At 40.3% G+C, this 14,641-nt stretch carries 17 protein-coding genes; 7 read left to right on the forward strand and 10 right to left on the reverse strand.

The window, feature by feature from the left end; genetic code table 11:
- The first annotated feature begins 18 nt into the window (after positions 1–18).
- From PALI_RS04835 to PALI_RS04850, 4 genes are all read left to right on the forward strand, one after another.
- On the forward strand, positions 19–2,304 hold the full coding sequence (locus tag PALI_RS04835; RefSeq protein ID WP_193155071.1) for a penicillin acylase family protein: 2,286 nt from the start codon (positions 19–21) through the stop codon (positions 2,302–2,304).
- Positions 2,305–2,361: 57 nt separating this feature from the next.
- A complete protein-coding gene (locus tag PALI_RS04840; RefSeq protein ID WP_193155072.1) occupies positions 2,362–3,210 on the forward strand; it encodes an MBL fold metallo-hydrolase in 849 nt (282 codons plus the stop codon).
- Between the two features lie 99 nt (positions 3,211–3,309).
- Positions 3,310–4,842, forward strand: a complete 1,533-nt coding sequence (locus PALI_RS04845; RefSeq protein ID WP_138584203.1) for a carbon-nitrogen hydrolase family protein — start codon at positions 3,310–3,312, stop codon at positions 4,840–4,842.
- Complete coding sequence (locus PALI_RS04850; RefSeq protein WP_077536598.1) at positions 4,842–5,159, forward strand: DMT family transporter; 318 nt, start codon at positions 4,842–4,844, stop codon at positions 5,157–5,159. The genes PALI_RS04845 and PALI_RS04850 overlap by 1 nt, the downstream gene beginning before the upstream one ends.
- A 70-nt stretch (positions 5,160–5,229) precedes the next feature.
- Here PALI_RS04850 and PALI_RS04855 read toward each other — a convergent pair whose 3' ends face one another.
- Positions 5,230–6,108 (reverse strand): DMT family transporter, encoded by an 879-nt coding sequence (locus PALI_RS04855; RefSeq protein WP_193155073.1) that lies wholly within the window; start codon positions 6,106–6,108, stop codon positions 5,230–5,232.
- Positions 6,109–6,347: 239 nt separating this feature from the next.
- On the opposite strand from PALI_RS04855, the gene PALI_RS04860 reads away from it, so the two are divergent.
- Positions 6,348–6,731 carry an MAPEG family protein gene (locus tag PALI_RS04860; protein WP_077536600.1) on the forward strand — a complete coding sequence of 128 codons (384 nt, stop codon included), beginning with the start codon at positions 6,348–6,350 and terminating at the stop codon, positions 6,729–6,731.
- 74 nt (positions 6,732–6,805) lie between these two features.
- On the opposite strand, the gene PALI_RS04865 is transcribed toward PALI_RS04860, so the two are convergent.
- The 3 genes from PALI_RS04865 to PALI_RS04875 all read right to left on the reverse strand — a co-directional run bounded on the left by PALI_RS04865 (position 6,806) and on the right by PALI_RS04875 (position 9,193).
- Positions 6,806–8,014, reverse strand: a complete 1,209-nt coding sequence (locus tag PALI_RS04865; protein WP_193155074.1) for a M56 family metallopeptidase — start codon at positions 8,012–8,014, stop codon at positions 6,806–6,808.
- Positions 8,015–8,023: 9 nt separating this feature from the next.
- Positions 8,024–8,398 carry a BlaI/MecI/CopY family transcriptional regulator gene (locus PALI_RS04870; protein WP_024609956.1) on the reverse strand — a complete coding sequence of 125 codons (375 nt, stop codon included), beginning with the start codon at positions 8,396–8,398 and terminating at the stop codon, positions 8,024–8,026.
- A 102-nt stretch (positions 8,399–8,500) separates the two neighbouring features.
- Positions 8,501–9,193, reverse strand: coding sequence for a pseudouridine synthase (locus PALI_RS04875; RefSeq protein ID WP_193155075.1), 693 nt, complete (start codon positions 9,191–9,193; stop codon positions 8,501–8,503).
- 90 nt (positions 9,194–9,283) lie between these two features.
- Between PALI_RS04875 and PALI_RS04880 the strand changes: the two genes are divergently transcribed.
- Together PALI_RS04880 and PALI_RS04885 are read left to right on the forward strand one after the other, a co-directional pair.
- Positions 9,284–9,589: a DUF6482 family protein gene (locus PALI_RS04880; RefSeq protein ID WP_024607733.1), complete on the forward strand. Its 306-nt coding sequence runs from the start codon at positions 9,284–9,286 to the stop codon at positions 9,587–9,589.
- Positions 9,590–9,629: 40 nt separating this feature from the next.
- Positions 9,630–10,037 (forward strand): GNAT family N-acetyltransferase, encoded by a 408-nt coding sequence (locus PALI_RS04885; RefSeq protein WP_193155076.1) that lies wholly within the window; start codon positions 9,630–9,632, stop codon positions 10,035–10,037.
- Between the two features lie 10 nt (positions 10,038–10,047).
- On the opposite strand, the gene PALI_RS04890 is transcribed toward PALI_RS04885, so the two are convergent.
- Genes PALI_RS04890 through dapF form a run of 6 tightly spaced genes read right to left on the reverse strand, consistent with a single transcriptional unit; the run spans position 10,048 to position 14,630 of the window.
- Positions 10,048–10,404 carry a HopJ type III effector protein gene (locus PALI_RS04890; protein ID WP_193155077.1) on the reverse strand — a complete coding sequence of 119 codons (357 nt, stop codon included), beginning with the start codon at positions 10,402–10,404 and terminating at the stop codon, positions 10,048–10,050.
- Positions 10,405–10,425: 21 nt separating this feature from the next.
- Positions 10,426–11,520 (reverse strand): retroviral-like aspartic protease family protein, encoded by a 1,095-nt coding sequence (locus PALI_RS04895; protein ID WP_193155078.1) that lies wholly within the window; start codon positions 11,518–11,520, stop codon positions 10,426–10,428.
- Positions 11,521–11,529: 9 nt separating this feature from the next.
- Positions 11,530–12,240: an HAD-IA family hydrolase gene (locus PALI_RS04900; RefSeq protein WP_193155079.1), complete on the reverse strand. Its 711-nt coding sequence runs from the start codon at positions 12,238–12,240 to the stop codon at positions 11,530–11,532.
- 10 nt (positions 12,241–12,250) lie between these two features.
- Positions 12,251–13,195 (reverse strand): tyrosine recombinase XerC, encoded by a 945-nt coding sequence (locus PALI_RS04905; protein ID WP_193155080.1) that lies wholly within the window; start codon positions 13,193–13,195, stop codon positions 12,251–12,253.
- Positions 13,192–13,803, reverse strand: a complete 612-nt coding sequence (locus tag PALI_RS04910; RefSeq protein WP_193155081.1) for a DUF484 family protein — start codon at positions 13,801–13,803, stop codon at positions 13,192–13,194. The genes PALI_RS04905 and PALI_RS04910 overlap by 4 nt, the downstream gene beginning before the upstream one ends.
- Complete coding sequence (gene dapF / locus PALI_RS04915; protein WP_193155082.1) at positions 13,800–14,630, reverse strand: diaminopimelate epimerase; 831 nt, start codon at positions 14,628–14,630, stop codon at positions 13,800–13,802. Before dapF ends, PALI_RS04910 begins: the two co-directional genes overlap by 4 nt.
- Positions 14,631–14,641 lie beyond the last annotated feature (11 nt).

Raw genomic sequence — 14,641 nt, forward strand, 5'->3', positions numbered from 1 at the left:
TTATCAAAGGAAAGGTCGATGTTTAAATTAATCAAATGGTTACTGTTATTGACTGTTATTTTAGGGTTGGCGAGTACCGCCGTTGTTTATGGCGTACTTAGTTTAAGTTTACCCGCCCTTGATGGAAACGGGCGTAGTAACGCGGTAGTAGAGCCTGTAAAAATTTCGCGCGATGTATTAGGCCAAGCAGTTATAAATGCAAGCAGCCGAAACGACGCTGCCTATGGTTTAGGTTATGCGCACGGGCAAGACCGATTCTTTCAAATGGATTTACTAAGACGTAATGCCGCAGGCGAGCTAAGTGAATTATTTGGTAAAGCAGCGCTGGGCCTTGATAAAAAAATGCGTTTTCATCAATTGCGTAAACGCAGCCAAATTATTTTACAAACGCTGCCAGAGGCAGATAAGCAATTACTTAAAAGTTATGCGCAAGGTGTAAACGAAGGCTTAGCGCAAGTAGGGTATTCAAGCTTTGAATATTTACTAACCGGTGCAACGCAAAAGCCATGGCAAAGTGAAGACAGCCTACTTGTGATATTTAGCATGTACCTTGATTTACAAAGCGCCACATTTGAGCGCGACCAAGCACTCATTCAAATCGAGCAAGCGTACACAAAGCAAATGGTTGATTTTTTAACGCAGCCGAGTAAATACCAAGCCGCACTTGATGGCACTAAATTAGCGCCTTATAGCGCCGACATACCTACTTTACCAACTCAAACACAACACGCAGTTAAAAGTATTGAAGCAAACCAAGAACGCGGCAGTAATAACTGGGCGGTTACCGGAGTGTTGACTAAAACAGGCGCTGGTATGCTGTCGGATGATATGCATTTATCGATGGCAGTACCGGTTATTTGGTACAGAACACAGCTAAATTACATGCAAAATGGAGCGCCTACCCAGGTAACTGGCGTGTCGCTACCCGGAGCACCAGCGATTGTAGTGGGCACAAACAATAATATTGCATGGGGATTTACGAATGGCTATTTAGATACTGCCGATTGGATTGCTTTAAATGACGAGAGTAAAACATGGCAAGTAGATGAGTCGATTGCATTACCCGATGGGGAGGTCGAAAACTACTCATTAATACTCAGTGAATATGGCCCTGTAAAATACATTAACGAAAAACCTTATGCGTTGAGCTGGGCTGCACATCAGCCTTATGCCGTTAATATGCAGTTATTAAAATTAGAGCAAGCCAAAACAGTAGATGATGCACTTGCTGTAGCAAGCGATGTGGGCATTCCGGTGCAAAATCTTATGGTGGTAGATAGCCTTGGTAGCGCAGCGTGGAAAAACATGGGCGGTATACCGGCTCGTAAAGCGCCTAGCCAGCTCGGTGTAAATGCCGATGACTACTCAGCGCTTTGGCAGCAAAACGAATTACAACGGCCCTTTGTTAAAAACCCACAAAGTGGGCGATTATGGACTGGTAATTCTCGAGTGGTATCGGCTGAGGATAACGCGCGTTTTGGTAATGGTGGTTATGCACTCGGTGCACGTTCAAGTCAAATTCGCGATAGATTATTTGAAAAACAAACATTTGCTGAGAGCGACTTTTACGCATTACAACTTGATAACCAAGCTCGCTTTTTAATGCCTTGGCATACTTTGCTATTAAAGCAATTAAAAGTCGATAAAACTAAAAATCAGCAATATATAACAGCGCTCGAAAATTGGCAGCAATGTGCGTGTTCAACCTCCACAGGGTATACCTTAGTTAAGCGCTACCGCGATGAAGTGATTAATATTTTATTTAGTAATATGGAAGACCAACTAAATAAACAACAAGGCACACTTAAATACGTAAAACGAGATTTAGAGCCCGCAGTTTGGCAGCTTATTAATAACAAACCCGATACGTGGATAAACCCACAATTTAAAAGCTGGGATGCACAATTACACGGTGCATTTAACCAAACTATTACTAAGCTTACTGAGCAATTTGGTAATAAAGTACAAAGTTGGCAGTGGGGCAAGGTAAATGAGTTAGTGATAGAGCATCCGTTTGCAAAGCAAATGCCGTTACTTGCTAAGTTATTAAATATGCCTACAGCACAAGGTTTTGGTGATAGTTACATGCCCGCCGTACAAGGGCGTAGTTTTGGCGCATCGCAGCGCTTTATTGCTCAACCTGGGCATTTGGAGCATGCAATTATGGCTATTCCTGGTGGGCAATCGGGGCATCCCCTTTCTGAATTTTACAGAGCGGGGTTTAGTGATTACGTAGAGGGCAAACATACGCCTTTATTGCCGCAAGAATTAATACATCAAATAGTAATAGAGCCTACGCAATGAACTAAAGTATAGCTAAACACGTTCTATATTAATTAATTCATACAACAGAGAACTAAAATGAAAAAAATACTACCCGCATTAATAACAGGTTTATTACTAAGCACATCAGCGCAAGCCGATGAGGGTCCAGTAACAGCACAAAAATTAAGTGACCATGTATACGTATTATTTGGGCAAGGCGGTAATATTGCAGCAAGTGTAGGTGATGACGGCATTTATATTATTGATGATCAGTTTGCCAAACTCTCAGATGATATTAAAAAAACGATTAGCGATTTAAAACCAGGCAGCGCAGAGTTTGTTATTAATACCCATCATCATGGCGATCATACCGGTGGCAACGAAAACTTTGCTAAAGCGGGTGCGCACGTTATAGCACACAGCAATGTACATAAACGTTTAGAAGAGCAGCACGGGGAAGGGTCAGACTTTTTACCGCGCATTAGTTTTGGTCACGATTTAAAACTACATTTTAATAACGAACACGCCCATGTCGTGCATTACGAACATGCACACACCGATGGCGACTCAGTTGTTTTTTTTAGTAACGACAACATAGTGCACATGGGCGATATTTACTTTAATTTTGGCAGCTTACCGTTTGTTGATGTAGATAGCGGCGGCAGCGTTGATGGTATTTTAGCGGCAGTAAACGATGTAGTTAATCAAATTGACGACAACACTAAAGTAATCCCAGGACACGGCAAGGTAAGTGACCGTTCAGGACTGATAGCGTATGGTAAGCTAGTTCAAAACGCGAAAGACGTAATGCTAAAAGCAATGCAAAATAATGCAAGGTTAGAGCAAGTACTTAAAGCCGATCCATTGGCAGAACTTGGTCTTGAATACGCAGGCTGGTTACCAAAAGAGAAAGTAACCACGCTCTTTTATCGCAGCTTAAAGTAGTACATCTAAAGTAAAAAACATGATACAAAGCTGAGTGTATTCTTGATTTAATCGAGCGTGCATTCGGCTTTTATTTTCTTATGCCTAAAGGAGTTGTGTATGTCGGCAGAAAAAACCCATCTTGAAATTTGTAACTTAACCAGAGAGCAATATCCGCAAATTAAAACCTTGATGGATCAAGCGTATCCCGACTTAGGTGGTGCGTGGCCAAGTCATACCATTTTTAGATTAATAGACCAATTTCCTGAAGGGCAAATAGGTATTGTAGATGACGGCGTGCTGGTGGGCTTAGCGCTGAGCGTACAAGTTGATTACACACGTTTTTCAAACCCGCATACCTATGAAGATATTGCAGATGGTCACGACCGTGTATTTAGCGATACCGACGGCGATGCACTATACGGCTTAGATGTTGCCATTAGTGAAACCCACAGAGGCATGCGTTTAGGCCGTCGCCTTTATGATGCCCGTAAAGAACTGTGCCGCCAATATAACCTACGTGCTATTTTAGCGGGTGGGCGTATTCCGTGTTATTACAATCACAGCAGTGAAATGACGCCAATGGAATACATTGCAAAAGTAGATCAGAGAGAGCTATACGATCCTATTTTAAGTTTTCAGTTGTCTAATGATTTTCAGGTAAAGCGTTTACTTAAAAAGTATTTACCAGAGGATCAAGAGTCAGTTGGTTACGCCACTTTACTTGAGTGGAATAACATTATGTATGAACCAACCGACACGGTACTCGAGTCAACTAAATCAATCGTGCGCGTAGGGGCTGTGCAATGGCAAATGCGTTGTGTTGAATCGGTTGAAGAAATGCTAAAGCAGGTTGAATACTTTGTAGATACCGTATCTGACTACAAAAGCGACTTTATACTCTTCCCTGAATTTTTTAACGCACCATTAATGGGCTTAGGAAATCAAAGCAATCAAACTGAAGCGATTCGCTATTTAGCTGAATATACCGAGACGTTTAAAAACGCGATGTCGCGTATGGCAATAGAATATAACGCCAATATTATTACCGGCTCTATGCCACTGGCCGAAGATGATAAAATTTATAACGTGAGTTATTTATGCCACCGCAGCGGTAAAATAGACGAGCAACGTAAAATACATATTACCCCGCATGAACAAAACGATTGGGTTATTCAAGGCGGCGACAAAATTGCTGTATTTGAAACCGATGCAGGTCGCGTAGGTATTCAAATTTGTTATGACGTAGAATTTCCTGAGCTTTCACGCATATTGGCCAAACAAGGTTTAGATATTCTGTTTGTACCATTTTGGACTGACACTAAAAACAGCTACCTACGTGTTCGCCATTGTGCACAAGCCCGTGCAATAGAAAACGAATGTTATGTGGTTATTGCAGGCTCGGTAGGTAACTTACCTCAAGTAGAAAGCCTTGATGTGCAATATTCGCAATCAGCTGTATTAACGCCATCAGACTTTTCGTTCCCGCACGATGCAACACTTAACGAAGCCACGCCAAACACCGAAATGCTATTATTTAGCGATCTTGATATGGATAAGCTAAAAATTCTTCACAGCGAAGGCACGGTGCGTAACTTAAAAGATCGCCGTGAAGATTTATACGAAGTTATATTGAAAAAGAGAGATGCTTAATGGCGTGGATGTACTTAATTATTGCTGGTTTACTTGAAATTGGCTGGCCGATTGGCTTAAAAATATCGCAAAACCCAGAAACCCGATGGCAAGGCATCGCAATAGCTATTACATTTATGGTCGCTAGTGGCTTTATGTTGTGGCTTGCCCAAAAGCAAATATCAATGGGCACATCATACGCCGTATGGACAGGTATTGGCGCTGCCGGTACGTTTTTAGTCGGCATATTGTTTTATAACGATGCCGCAACGTTTGGTCGTATTGCGGGAGTATTAATGATTATTAGTGGTGTGATAACGCTAAAGATTAGCTCTTAATTGGTAATTCGAATAAACGCTTAATTATGAATAGCGCAGGTATAAAAGCCTGCGCTTTTTTATGCTGCCATTAATTCGGTAGCATAACCAAAATAGCAGCAATAGCTATAAGAATTAAGCCTGCAGTATCTTGTTTTTTAAGTGGCTGTTTTAACCAAAATACGGCAATTAACATAGTAAAAAACACTTCAATCTGTCCAAGCGTTTTAACATAAGCAACATGTTGTAAGCTCATTGCACTAAACCAGCCAATAGAGCCGATACAACTAAAAACACAAATTGCGGCTGTAGTGCCTTTGTATTGCCAAAGTTTACTGAGCGTTTTTGGCTCTTTTAATAATAAATAGCCAAGTAGTATTAGTGTTTGTAGGCTAATTACAAACAGCAAAACCCAAGCGGCTGAGTGTGGAAATAATAATCCTGAATTTAAGCTCGCTTCTCGTACCCACAATGATGTAAGTGCAAAGCAAGTACCACAAGCAAGTCCTAGTAACGCCGTTTTAGCATTAAAGTGTTTAACGCTTGTTATACCACTGAGCAGTAACACGGCAATAGCGCCAAAAAATACACCAAGCCAACCAAGTAAAGAAAGTGCCGAGCCAAAAAATAATACACCTAAAATGGCAGCTACTAACGCCTCGCTTTTGGCAAGCCCAGCACCTATGGCGTAATTATTCATTTTAAATAACTTAACCATCAAGCCCGTAGCGAGTATTTGCATCACACTTGCGCCTATAATAAATCCCCAAAAGGCATTATTAAACGTAGGCATAGCGGTATCTTGATATTGATACAAACCATATAAGTACACAGCCGCAATAGGGCCTGCAATAATAAAGCGGGAGAGGGTTACGCCAGCAACACTCACATCGTTACTTAATTTACTTTGCAGGGCATTACGCCATGCTTGCATAAAGGCGGCTAAAAAAGTGAAAAAGATCCAAGTCATGGTTGTCATCGTTAAAATGTAAGGCAGTAAAGTTAACAAGCTTTGAGAAGTAAAGCGATGCATTAACTGTGATGTTGAATATTCATCATCTGCGACATTATGTCGCACGGGTTTAGGGGAGAATTTAGCTATAGTAAGCCTGATGTTATTGTTAGCCGCCTACGTTTGTTATCAAACGTTTCTGGCGGCTTTTTTTATGCGCTTATGCTAAATTATCCGAAACATCAAAAGGATAAATTATGACAACATTAGTTGTATGTGCATTACTTGCGGTATTAATGCCTTACTTTGCAAAAGTGCCGGTTGCTATAGCAATGGCAAAATTAGGTCGATACGACAATAAACACCCAAGGGCGCAGCAATCAAAATTAACCGGCTTTGGTGCACGGGCGCTCGCTGCTCATCAAAACTGTTTTGAATCGCTTGCTGTTTTTGCTGTTGCTATTGCAGTTGTACTGGGCACTAACTCTGTAGGTGCAATGACAGAAACGCTAGCGGTTACGCATATTGTGTCGCGTATTTTGTATTGCGTATTTTACTATATGAACCTAGATATAATTCGCTCATTAGTGTGGTTTATTGGTTTGGGGTCAGCCATTGCCATGATTGTGGTGAGCTTATAACTTTATAGCGTAAAACCACAAAGCAAGCAGCCTAAAAGGGCGCTTGCTTTGTAGTCTTGAAAAATCTAATAAAGTTAGTGCGATACTTTAATTCGCTCTATTAAATCGGTATTAGCAACTTCATTGTTTATTGCAAAATCGAGCTGTACAAGTACGTTTTGATAACCCATTGATGAGGGTTTGTATTGCCACTGTCTTAGCGCCTTTTTAGCTTCACGGTCAAATATGGTTTCAGGCTTTGCACTAACAACAGAAACATTAGCGGTTTCACCATTGGGAGTTATATCGTACTTTAATACCACTGAGCCGCTGATGCCTTGTTGAGCTGCTTGTATTGGATAAAGGGGTTCAATACGCATTGTCGGTGAAATGTGATCCTCTTTAGTCATTGCCTCTGGTTGCTTTGCAATCGCCAATCCACTTAGCATACTTGCTGCTACAAGTAATAAGCCACCTTTAGCAAACTTTGAATGTTTTCCGCTGTGTTTTATATTAGTAAGTCGTTGTAACATCGTTTTTTTATCTCCGTAGTGTGAATAAGCCATAAGCCCTGTGGGCGCATTCGCCGCGCAGTTTATTAAGGCTTTGCTGTATAAAATGTGTTGTTGTGTGTTTTTATCGGCTAATACCCGTTCATCACAAGTCAGCTCTTGTAGTCGGCGCATGCTTGCGTAACAAAACCAAGCTAGTGGGTTAAACCAAAGTAAAATAGTAGGCAGTAATATAAGTGAGTTTGTTAAGTTGTCTTTGCGTTTAATGTGTACGTTTTCGTGTTCTAAAATAAGGGCTAATGTGGCTTTATCAAACTGGGTATTATAGTTACTCGGTAATACCAGCTTACTGTTTAAAATACCGACCACCATCGGCGTGGCTACATGTTGACTGGTGTAGGTTTTAACATCAGCGGTATGAGTGCCTTCAAATTGTGTTAACTCAGTTAACTGCAGGCTTTTAACAAAACGGGTATGTGTAATAAAACTAGCTATTAATAACCCTGCGGTAATAAGTGCATACATGAGCGCCCAGCTAATACCTACCTCGTTTGTAAAAGGTTGGTTGGGGGTGATTAAGTAGTGACTAATATCACTGTTTTGCAGTGGTTTAATCGCGTTTGGTAAATTAGCGATAACCAATGCCGCAGGTAATAGCCATGCTAATTTATATACAAATCGCGAGCCAAGGGCTTTTAAACCAAATCGCTCGAGTAAAATAAATCCACAAAACAAAATACTTAATAGTAGTTGCTGCTCAATCAACCAATTAAACCCAGTTTGAATAACCATGTTAATCCCTTACTTTTGGTTTTTTTCCCAGTCATCTATAACTTTTTTAAGCTCGTTTATATCTTGCTGAGAAAGCTGCTCCGATTTAGCAAAACCACTTACAAGTGGCGCAATACGCCCGCTAAAAAAGCGCTCAATAAAGTTTTGGCTTTCTTTTAATGTGTAGTCTGCGCGCTCAATACACGGCATATAAATATATTGGCGACCGTCTTTTTCAAATGTAAGTGCGCCTTTTTTTACTAGTCGACCTAGTAGGGTTTTAATTGTTTTTTCGTGCCATTGCTTATCGTCGCTTAAGCGCTCAATTATTTGACTCGCGGTGGCGGGGTAGTTAATCCAAAGTGCGTCGAGCACGTCAAACTCTGCTTTTGATAACTCAATCATGCTATTGCCTACAAATGTAATCTTTAATTGTAGACTACACCTGTAATCTGTAATTGCAAGTTTATTTTTTAACTTTTTGAGATGTAGTTAAGTGACTTGGTATTAGATTTTTGAAATATCGTTTTTATTAATTTGTATATATTGGTTTTCAGGTAGGTTTAGTTTTGAAAGGGTGAGGTCACTAAATTGCGCTCTATATAAATCAATTACTTTGTAGCCGCAGTAATGCGCCATCTTACGTATTTGCCTGTTTAGCCCTTGCTTTAAAACAATACTAAATTGATTGCTGGCTATTTTATTAACTTCGCAAGGCAGGGTTATGTGTTTATCAACCGGTACGCCTGCTGCCATTTTTTTACAAAAAGCATCGTCTAAAGGCTTATTTACGGTGACTAAATAATGTTTAGGCTGGTGGAAATCAGGATGTATTAGTTGATTACAAAAATCCCCATCGTTGGTCAAAATAAGTAAACCACGGGAGTCTTTATCAAGGCGGCCAATGGGGTAAACACGAGTAAAGGTAGGCAGGTGATGAATGAGGCTGGTAGGGTCGTCAATATTTAATTTGCAATCAATACCTACTGGCTTGTGGTACGCAAAATAAACTAAATCGGCAGCACCTTTAATTTCTTTTTCGTTCACTATTATAGTGTCTTGCTCATCAACGTGATCAATGTGATTAGCTGGGCGATTATTTACAGTCACAACGCCTTCGTCAATTAAACGCGAGGCTTGTTTGCGAGAACAAATACCTGAATGGGCAATATATTTAGCGAGTCGGATTTTTGTACTCATAACGTATGATGTCAGCGGCTAATAAAAGTTTGATCGCGATTATAGCAAAGCTGCGTATCTATGAGGTTACTTTTAAAAAAGGTGGTTGTTATGGGTATGAAATTCTCAGAATTAAAAAAACATGAGCCATTACAAAAGGTGGTTGCGCATTCTCTTGAAATGGCATTATACCAAGTCTCTGTAATTATAAATAATGTTGAATATTACGTGACAGAGGAAAATGGTGAGTTTATAAAAGCACTAAGCCCACTGCATATTCAAAAGCGTTTTGAAAAAATAGCCTATGCACAAATGATGCTACGCCATACAAGTGCTTACGATGAAATGTGCGGTCAACCCGAAAAAACAGCCAGTAATATGCTTGAAGTCCCATTTGGTAAAAATAACCTGTATTGATTGAGCTAGTTTGCTAGTATCAGCTCTTTAAGGGCGGCACATGTATCAATTAACAGCAGATAATACTGATGCGTTAAACGTAGCGCTTCGCGCGCAAATGGTTGAATTTAACGCCCAGCATTTTGATGCGCAAAGAGTGCCATTAGGTTATAAATTTGCTGATGAGCAAGGCGAGCTTGTTGCCGGTATTAGTGGGTGTGTATTTGGAAATTGGCTGATGATTAGTTGGCTTTGGTGTAGCGATAGTGCACGAGGGAAAGGGCTTGCAGATAAGTTGCTAACGGCACTTGAGCAAGCTGCTATTGAACTAGGAGCAACAACTGCTCAGCTTGATACACTTGATTTTCAAGCAAAACCTTTTTACGAAAGGCGCGGTTATAGTGTTAAGTATCAACTTAATAATTACCCACGCTCAGGGACGCGTTACTTTATGGAAAAGCCACTTTAATTTTTGTTGGCTATTTTTCTTTTAGTGGCTTGCCTTCAAAGGTAATACCTAAAAAAGGTGTTGCCTCTGGTGCTAACATAAAGGTGCGAATGTTCATGTGATCGTCCCCTTTAGGGTTTTGCAGCACGTCGTCTCGGTAAAACTTACCAAAGCAATCTAAGGTATTTTGTTTACTTAAATCGTTTAATTTAGCAAATGCAAAAATTTTACACGAACCGTTGTTCTCACTCGCAGCGCTAAGTAATCCATGGTTATTGAAGCCACATGCGGTAAAATTGTAATTCGCTTCAATCACAGCCATTGTATCGGTAAATTGAATGCTTTTTGGATTTTCAGCAAGTGCTTTTAAATAGTTATTTAGTGTCATGTGTTACCTTTGGATTTTTAATTATTTAGCGCTCAACTCTAGCTCATCTGTTTGCTGATTTATATTGAATTTAAATCTCGATAAAAAGTTCATCCCTAATAAACCTTGTCCACGTACATTTTCAATACCCAGTACTTCAAAGCCATAAATTATTTGTTCGCCCACTTTAAACGATTCAATTTGATAGCGCCTTACAACAATTTGACCGTTAGCTGTGTTTACCGTTACATCGCCTAAATACAAAGGCTGTGGCGAAATTTGATCAATAATATTTGTAGGTAGTGAGGTTACGCTTGCGCCTGTATCGATCATTAGTTCAGTGGATAAATTACTATTTATTTCGGTGGTTATTAAATAGTGCGCGCCGTAAGGGGCTAGGGTTACGTAGTCGCTAGGTGACAGTGCTTTATCAATCATGGCATGTAGTGTTTGCACTTGTGTTTTTAAGTTGTGCTGGCTTGGCATACGATCAAGTGTTGCTTGTGCACTAATTAAGTCGCTTTGTTGATAGTAGGCATACGCAAGTGGATATAAAAATTGTGCGTTATCGCTTTTATAATCGAGCCAAATTTGTATGTTCTCAATAATAGCTTGCCAGTTTTGTTGCTCTGTTAATGCGTTTAATTCGCTTTGAGTGAGCGTATTTAAGCGTGTATTTGCGTTGTTTTTCTGATCAGCAGATAGCAGCGGGAACAGTTCAAATAAAGCAATAATGGCGTTTTGTGTTTGCTCGCTATTAATTAAATACTCCACCTGAAAGTTAAGTAATTCTACGTTATAAGGGCTTTTATTTAATAACGTATTGATAAGTGATTCGCTGAGTAATAAATCGCTATTTAGCCATATTTTAAGTTGTACAAGCCACGATGAATAAAGGTTTTTTGCACTTTCTGGATTGCTGTTTTTGAGTTGTTGATAGCTATTTAGTGCTGCATTAAATTGGTGTTGCTTAAATTGTGATTTGGCGATACTTAGCAGTGAATTTTGTTGCTTTGGTGATGTGTTTTTTACAATTTTTTGGGTTTTAATAGGCGCTTTTTTCGGCCACAGTAAATAAGCGTTAAGGCTAAGTGAGCCAATTAATAGCAAGGTGATTAGCTTGGTATAGTGGCTCATTTTAACCTCTTATTTTTTAATTAAATGCGTTAAAGCGTGAATGTCGGCTATTTCTATATCAGCCAGGCCTTTATAAGCATAATTAGCCGTTTGGTTGTTCAACCAAACCGATTGGCAACCTGCATTATTAGCACCTTGTACATCGCTATCAAGGCTATCACCTATGTGTAAAATAGCGTTTTTATTAACACCTAAGTGTACCGCTGCTTGGTCAAACAATGTACTGTGCGGTTTTGCTTTCCCATGTAAACCTGCTTGTAACACAAGGGCAAACTTGTTATTTAAATTAAAACGTTCTACTTCTGCATTACCGTTGGTAATTGCGATTAATGTATATTGCTTACTTAAATTATCGAGCAGGGCAAGTATGTCATCGCTCACTGTAATATTGCTACGTGCATCAGCAAAAGCATTATAAGCGCCTTTTGCATGATGCTCCATGTCGCTTTGGTTAAACCCAAGCTTTGATAGTGCTAAGCGCAGTGTTTGTTTACGCCATTGTGTTACATCGTCAACAAGGGTTGGTTGTTGTTGTACAGCAAGTTCTCGGCAATATTGCCAATACTGCGGGCCTTTTTCTTGATAGCCAGCGAGTTTGTTTAGGTAGTCGGCTTGTGCTTTCATTGCGGCTTTAATAATAGGGCGATTATCGTAAAGGGTATCGTCTAGGTCAAAACTAAGTACAGAAAATGGCTTAATAGCACGATTAAAGCGGATCATATTTATTTTCCTAATCGGTTTGTTTTTTTGCTCGTGGGTGCGTGTTGTCGTACACCTTGGCTAAATGCTGAAAATCTAAATGTGTATACACTTGGGTAGCCGATAGACTACTGTGCCCCAATAATTCTTGCACAGCACGTAAATCCCCCGACGACTCTAGAATATGCGAAGCAAATGAGTGGCGTAATTTGTGCGGATGAACCTGTGAGCTAATGCCTTGTTTTATTCCCCACTCTTGCATGCGTAAGCGAACTTGGCGAACCGAAATACGATTTTTTTGGCTACTTAAAAATACCGCTATTTCGTCAGGTTTTGCATATTGAGGGCGTATTATTAACCATTTTTGCAATGCGTCTAACGCTTTTTTTCCTACTGGAATTAACCGCTCTTTATTGCCTTTACCACAGACCAAAATTTCGCCATTAGCAGTGCTAATATCGCGTATGTTGGCACCAACTAACTCGCTAATGCGCAACCCAGATGAGTACATAAGTTCCATCATTGCTTTATCTCTGATCGCAAGAGGTTCGTCACTGGGGATTTCGAGTAAGCGTGCCATCTGATCTACATCGAGATTTTTAGGTAAAGGCTTTGCAAACTTAGGGCCTTTTATACCTACTGCAGGATTATGGTAATAGGGTTGCTCTGCAATGTTTTTCGCTTTTAAAAACTTATATAAACTGCGAATACAGCTGAGCTTTAAGCTAATAGTCCGCCCACTTAATTGCTTTGAACGTAGCGCCATACTGTAGCGGCGAATATGCTCGCCCTGAACGCAAAACCAATCGTCGCATAACTTATTAAAATAAAGCGCTGCAAAGCTAAGTTGGCTTACATATTGATTTACGGTGTGTGCTGAATATTGTTTTTCAAATTTTAAATAATCGCTAAATAAAGCAATAGGTGTACGCCAACGGTCACTCAATTCGCTCGTGTTGGGCGCGTCGTCATTCATGCAAGTTCCAGCAGCCGTAATTGTAACGAACGTACAAAGTCGAGTACAAATAAGTTGTCTTGTTCGGGCGCAAAGTGGTTTGCGTTATTGCTACCAAAAGCCAAAATTGCGGTTGGTTTTTTTATATCACCAATTAAATAAATGGCAACGGACTGAGTAGTCTCGCTAAACAGTAAATCACGTTCTTGCTGGTGAATGCGCCCCAAATAATAGTTTGCATTAGACAAACGGTGTTTAACCAGTTCATCATATTTGGCGGCGTATTTTATTAGTCTGCAATCGTCAATATCTGGGTTAGTACAAATAATATTTTGTAAGTTACTGGCGAGCGTATTGAAGTCGTAATTACTCCAAAGTTGACGGTGACATTGAGTAAATAAACGATACACCAGCTCGTTTTGAGTAGCGTGTTTACTCATAGTGTCTATTTGATTTTTTAAACGCGAGTTGTGCTCGCGTAACTGTCGTTGCTGAATATGTACCAGCGACGTTGTTCCTTGAGTTTGCTGTTGTAACTCAAGTTGGGCAAGTAGCTCAGGATGCTGAATTAAAAATTCAGGGTGTTGTTGCAAATAATTAATGACCTGCTTTTTACTTAGCTCGCTCATAGGGCTACTTGTCCGTCGAATACATGCTCTGCGGGGCCTGTCATACGTACTGGATGGCCTTCGCCACTCCAACGAACTTGTAAACTACCACCAGGTAAATCGACCTGAACGGCACTCGATAGCTTATTCTGCATATGACCAATGACCATTGCTGCACAGGCGCCGGTGCCACAAGCGAGTGTTTCGTTAACACCGCGCTCCCATACTCTTAATTTAATATGTTCTTGCGATACAACTTGCATAAAGCCAATGTTAGCGCGTTGCGGAAAGCGTTCGTGATTTTCCAGCAGCGGACCCAATATATCCACTTGCGCAGTAGTGATATCGTCAACTTCTAGTACACAATGTGGGTTACCCATAGAGACTGCGCCACTAAATACGGTGTGCTCTTGTGCTCTAATAATATAAGTGAGTTCGCGTTTACTGGCTTTGAGCGGTATTTTGCTTGGCTCAAAATTAGGGTGACCCATATTTACGGTTACTTGGCCGTCTTTTTCGATATACAGGGTTAAGTTGCCCGATTTAGTTGAGACACTAATTTTGTGTTTGTTAGTCAGGCCTTTCATACGTACAAAACGAGCAAAACAGCGTGCGCCGTTACCACATTGCTCAACCTCAGTGCCATCGGCATTAAAAATTCGATAATGAAAGTCGAGATCAGGCGAATATGGCGCTTCAACCATCAGCAATTGGTCAAAGCCAATGCCAAAGTGGCGATCTGCCAGTTTTTTTATTTGATCTCGCGACAAAAAAACATTTTGTGTAATGTTATCAATCACAACAAAGTCGTTGCCTAAGCCGTGCATTTTGGAAAAATTAACTAACATAGCGCTCTAAT

This window comes from Pseudoalteromonas aliena SW19 (assembly GCF_014905615.1).
Classification (GTDB): domain Bacteria; phylum Pseudomonadota; class Gammaproteobacteria; order Enterobacterales; family Alteromonadaceae; genus Pseudoalteromonas; species Pseudoalteromonas aliena.

Bases quoted from the DNA above. Each gene is read 5' to 3' on its own strand.
- PALI_RS04835 (WP_193155071.1), top strand. From the start codon at position 19: ATGTTTAAATTAATCAAATGGTTACTGTTATTGACTGTTATTTTAGGG.
- PALI_RS04840 (WP_193155072.1), top strand. From the start codon at position 2,362: ATGAAAAAAATACTACCCGCATTAATAACAGGTTTATTACTAAGCACA.
- PALI_RS04845 (WP_138584203.1), top strand. From the start codon at position 3,310: ATGTCGGCAGAAAAAACCCATCTTGAAATTTGTAACTTAACCAGAGAG.
- PALI_RS04850 (WP_077536598.1), top strand. From the start codon at position 4,842: ATGGCGTGGATGTACTTAATTATTGCTGGTTTACTTGAAATTGGCTGG.
- PALI_RS04855 (WP_193155073.1), bottom strand. From the start codon at position 6,108: ATGACTTGGATCTTTTTCACTTTTTTAGCCGCCTTTATGCAAGCATGG.
- PALI_RS04860 (WP_077536600.1), top strand. From the start codon at position 6,348: ATGACAACATTAGTTGTATGTGCATTACTTGCGGTATTAATGCCTTAC.
- PALI_RS04865 (WP_193155074.1), bottom strand. From the start codon at position 8,014: ATGGTTATTCAAACTGGGTTTAATTGGTTGATTGAGCAGCAACTACTA.
- PALI_RS04870 (WP_024609956.1), bottom strand. From the start codon at position 8,398: ATGATTGAGTTATCAAAAGCAGAGTTTGACGTGCTCGACGCACTTTGG.
- PALI_RS04875 (WP_193155075.1), bottom strand. From the start codon at position 9,193: ATGAGTACAAAAATCCGACTCGCTAAATATATTGCCCATTCAGGTATT.
- PALI_RS04880 (WP_024607733.1), top strand. From the start codon at position 9,284: ATGGGTATGAAATTCTCAGAATTAAAAAAACATGAGCCATTACAAAAG.
- PALI_RS04885 (WP_193155076.1), top strand. From the start codon at position 9,630: ATGTATCAATTAACAGCAGATAATACTGATGCGTTAAACGTAGCGCTT.
- PALI_RS04890 (WP_193155077.1), bottom strand. From the start codon at position 10,404: ATGACACTAAATAACTATTTAAAAGCACTTGCTGAAAATCCAAAAAGC.
- PALI_RS04895 (WP_193155078.1), bottom strand. From the start codon at position 11,520: ATGAGCCACTATACCAAGCTAATCACCTTGCTATTAATTGGCTCACTT.
- PALI_RS04900 (WP_193155079.1), bottom strand. From the start codon at position 12,240: ATGATCCGCTTTAATCGTGCTATTAAGCCATTTTCTGTACTTAGTTTT.
- PALI_RS04905 (WP_193155080.1), bottom strand. From the start codon at position 13,195: ATGAATGACGACGCGCCCAACACGAGCGAATTGAGTGACCGTTGGCGT.
- PALI_RS04910 (WP_193155081.1), bottom strand. From the start codon at position 13,803: ATGAGCGAGCTAAGTAAAAAGCAGGTCATTAATTATTTGCAACAACAC.
- dapF (WP_193155082.1), bottom strand. From the start codon at position 14,630: ATGTTAGTTAATTTTTCCAAAATGCACGGCTTAGGCAACGACTTTGTT.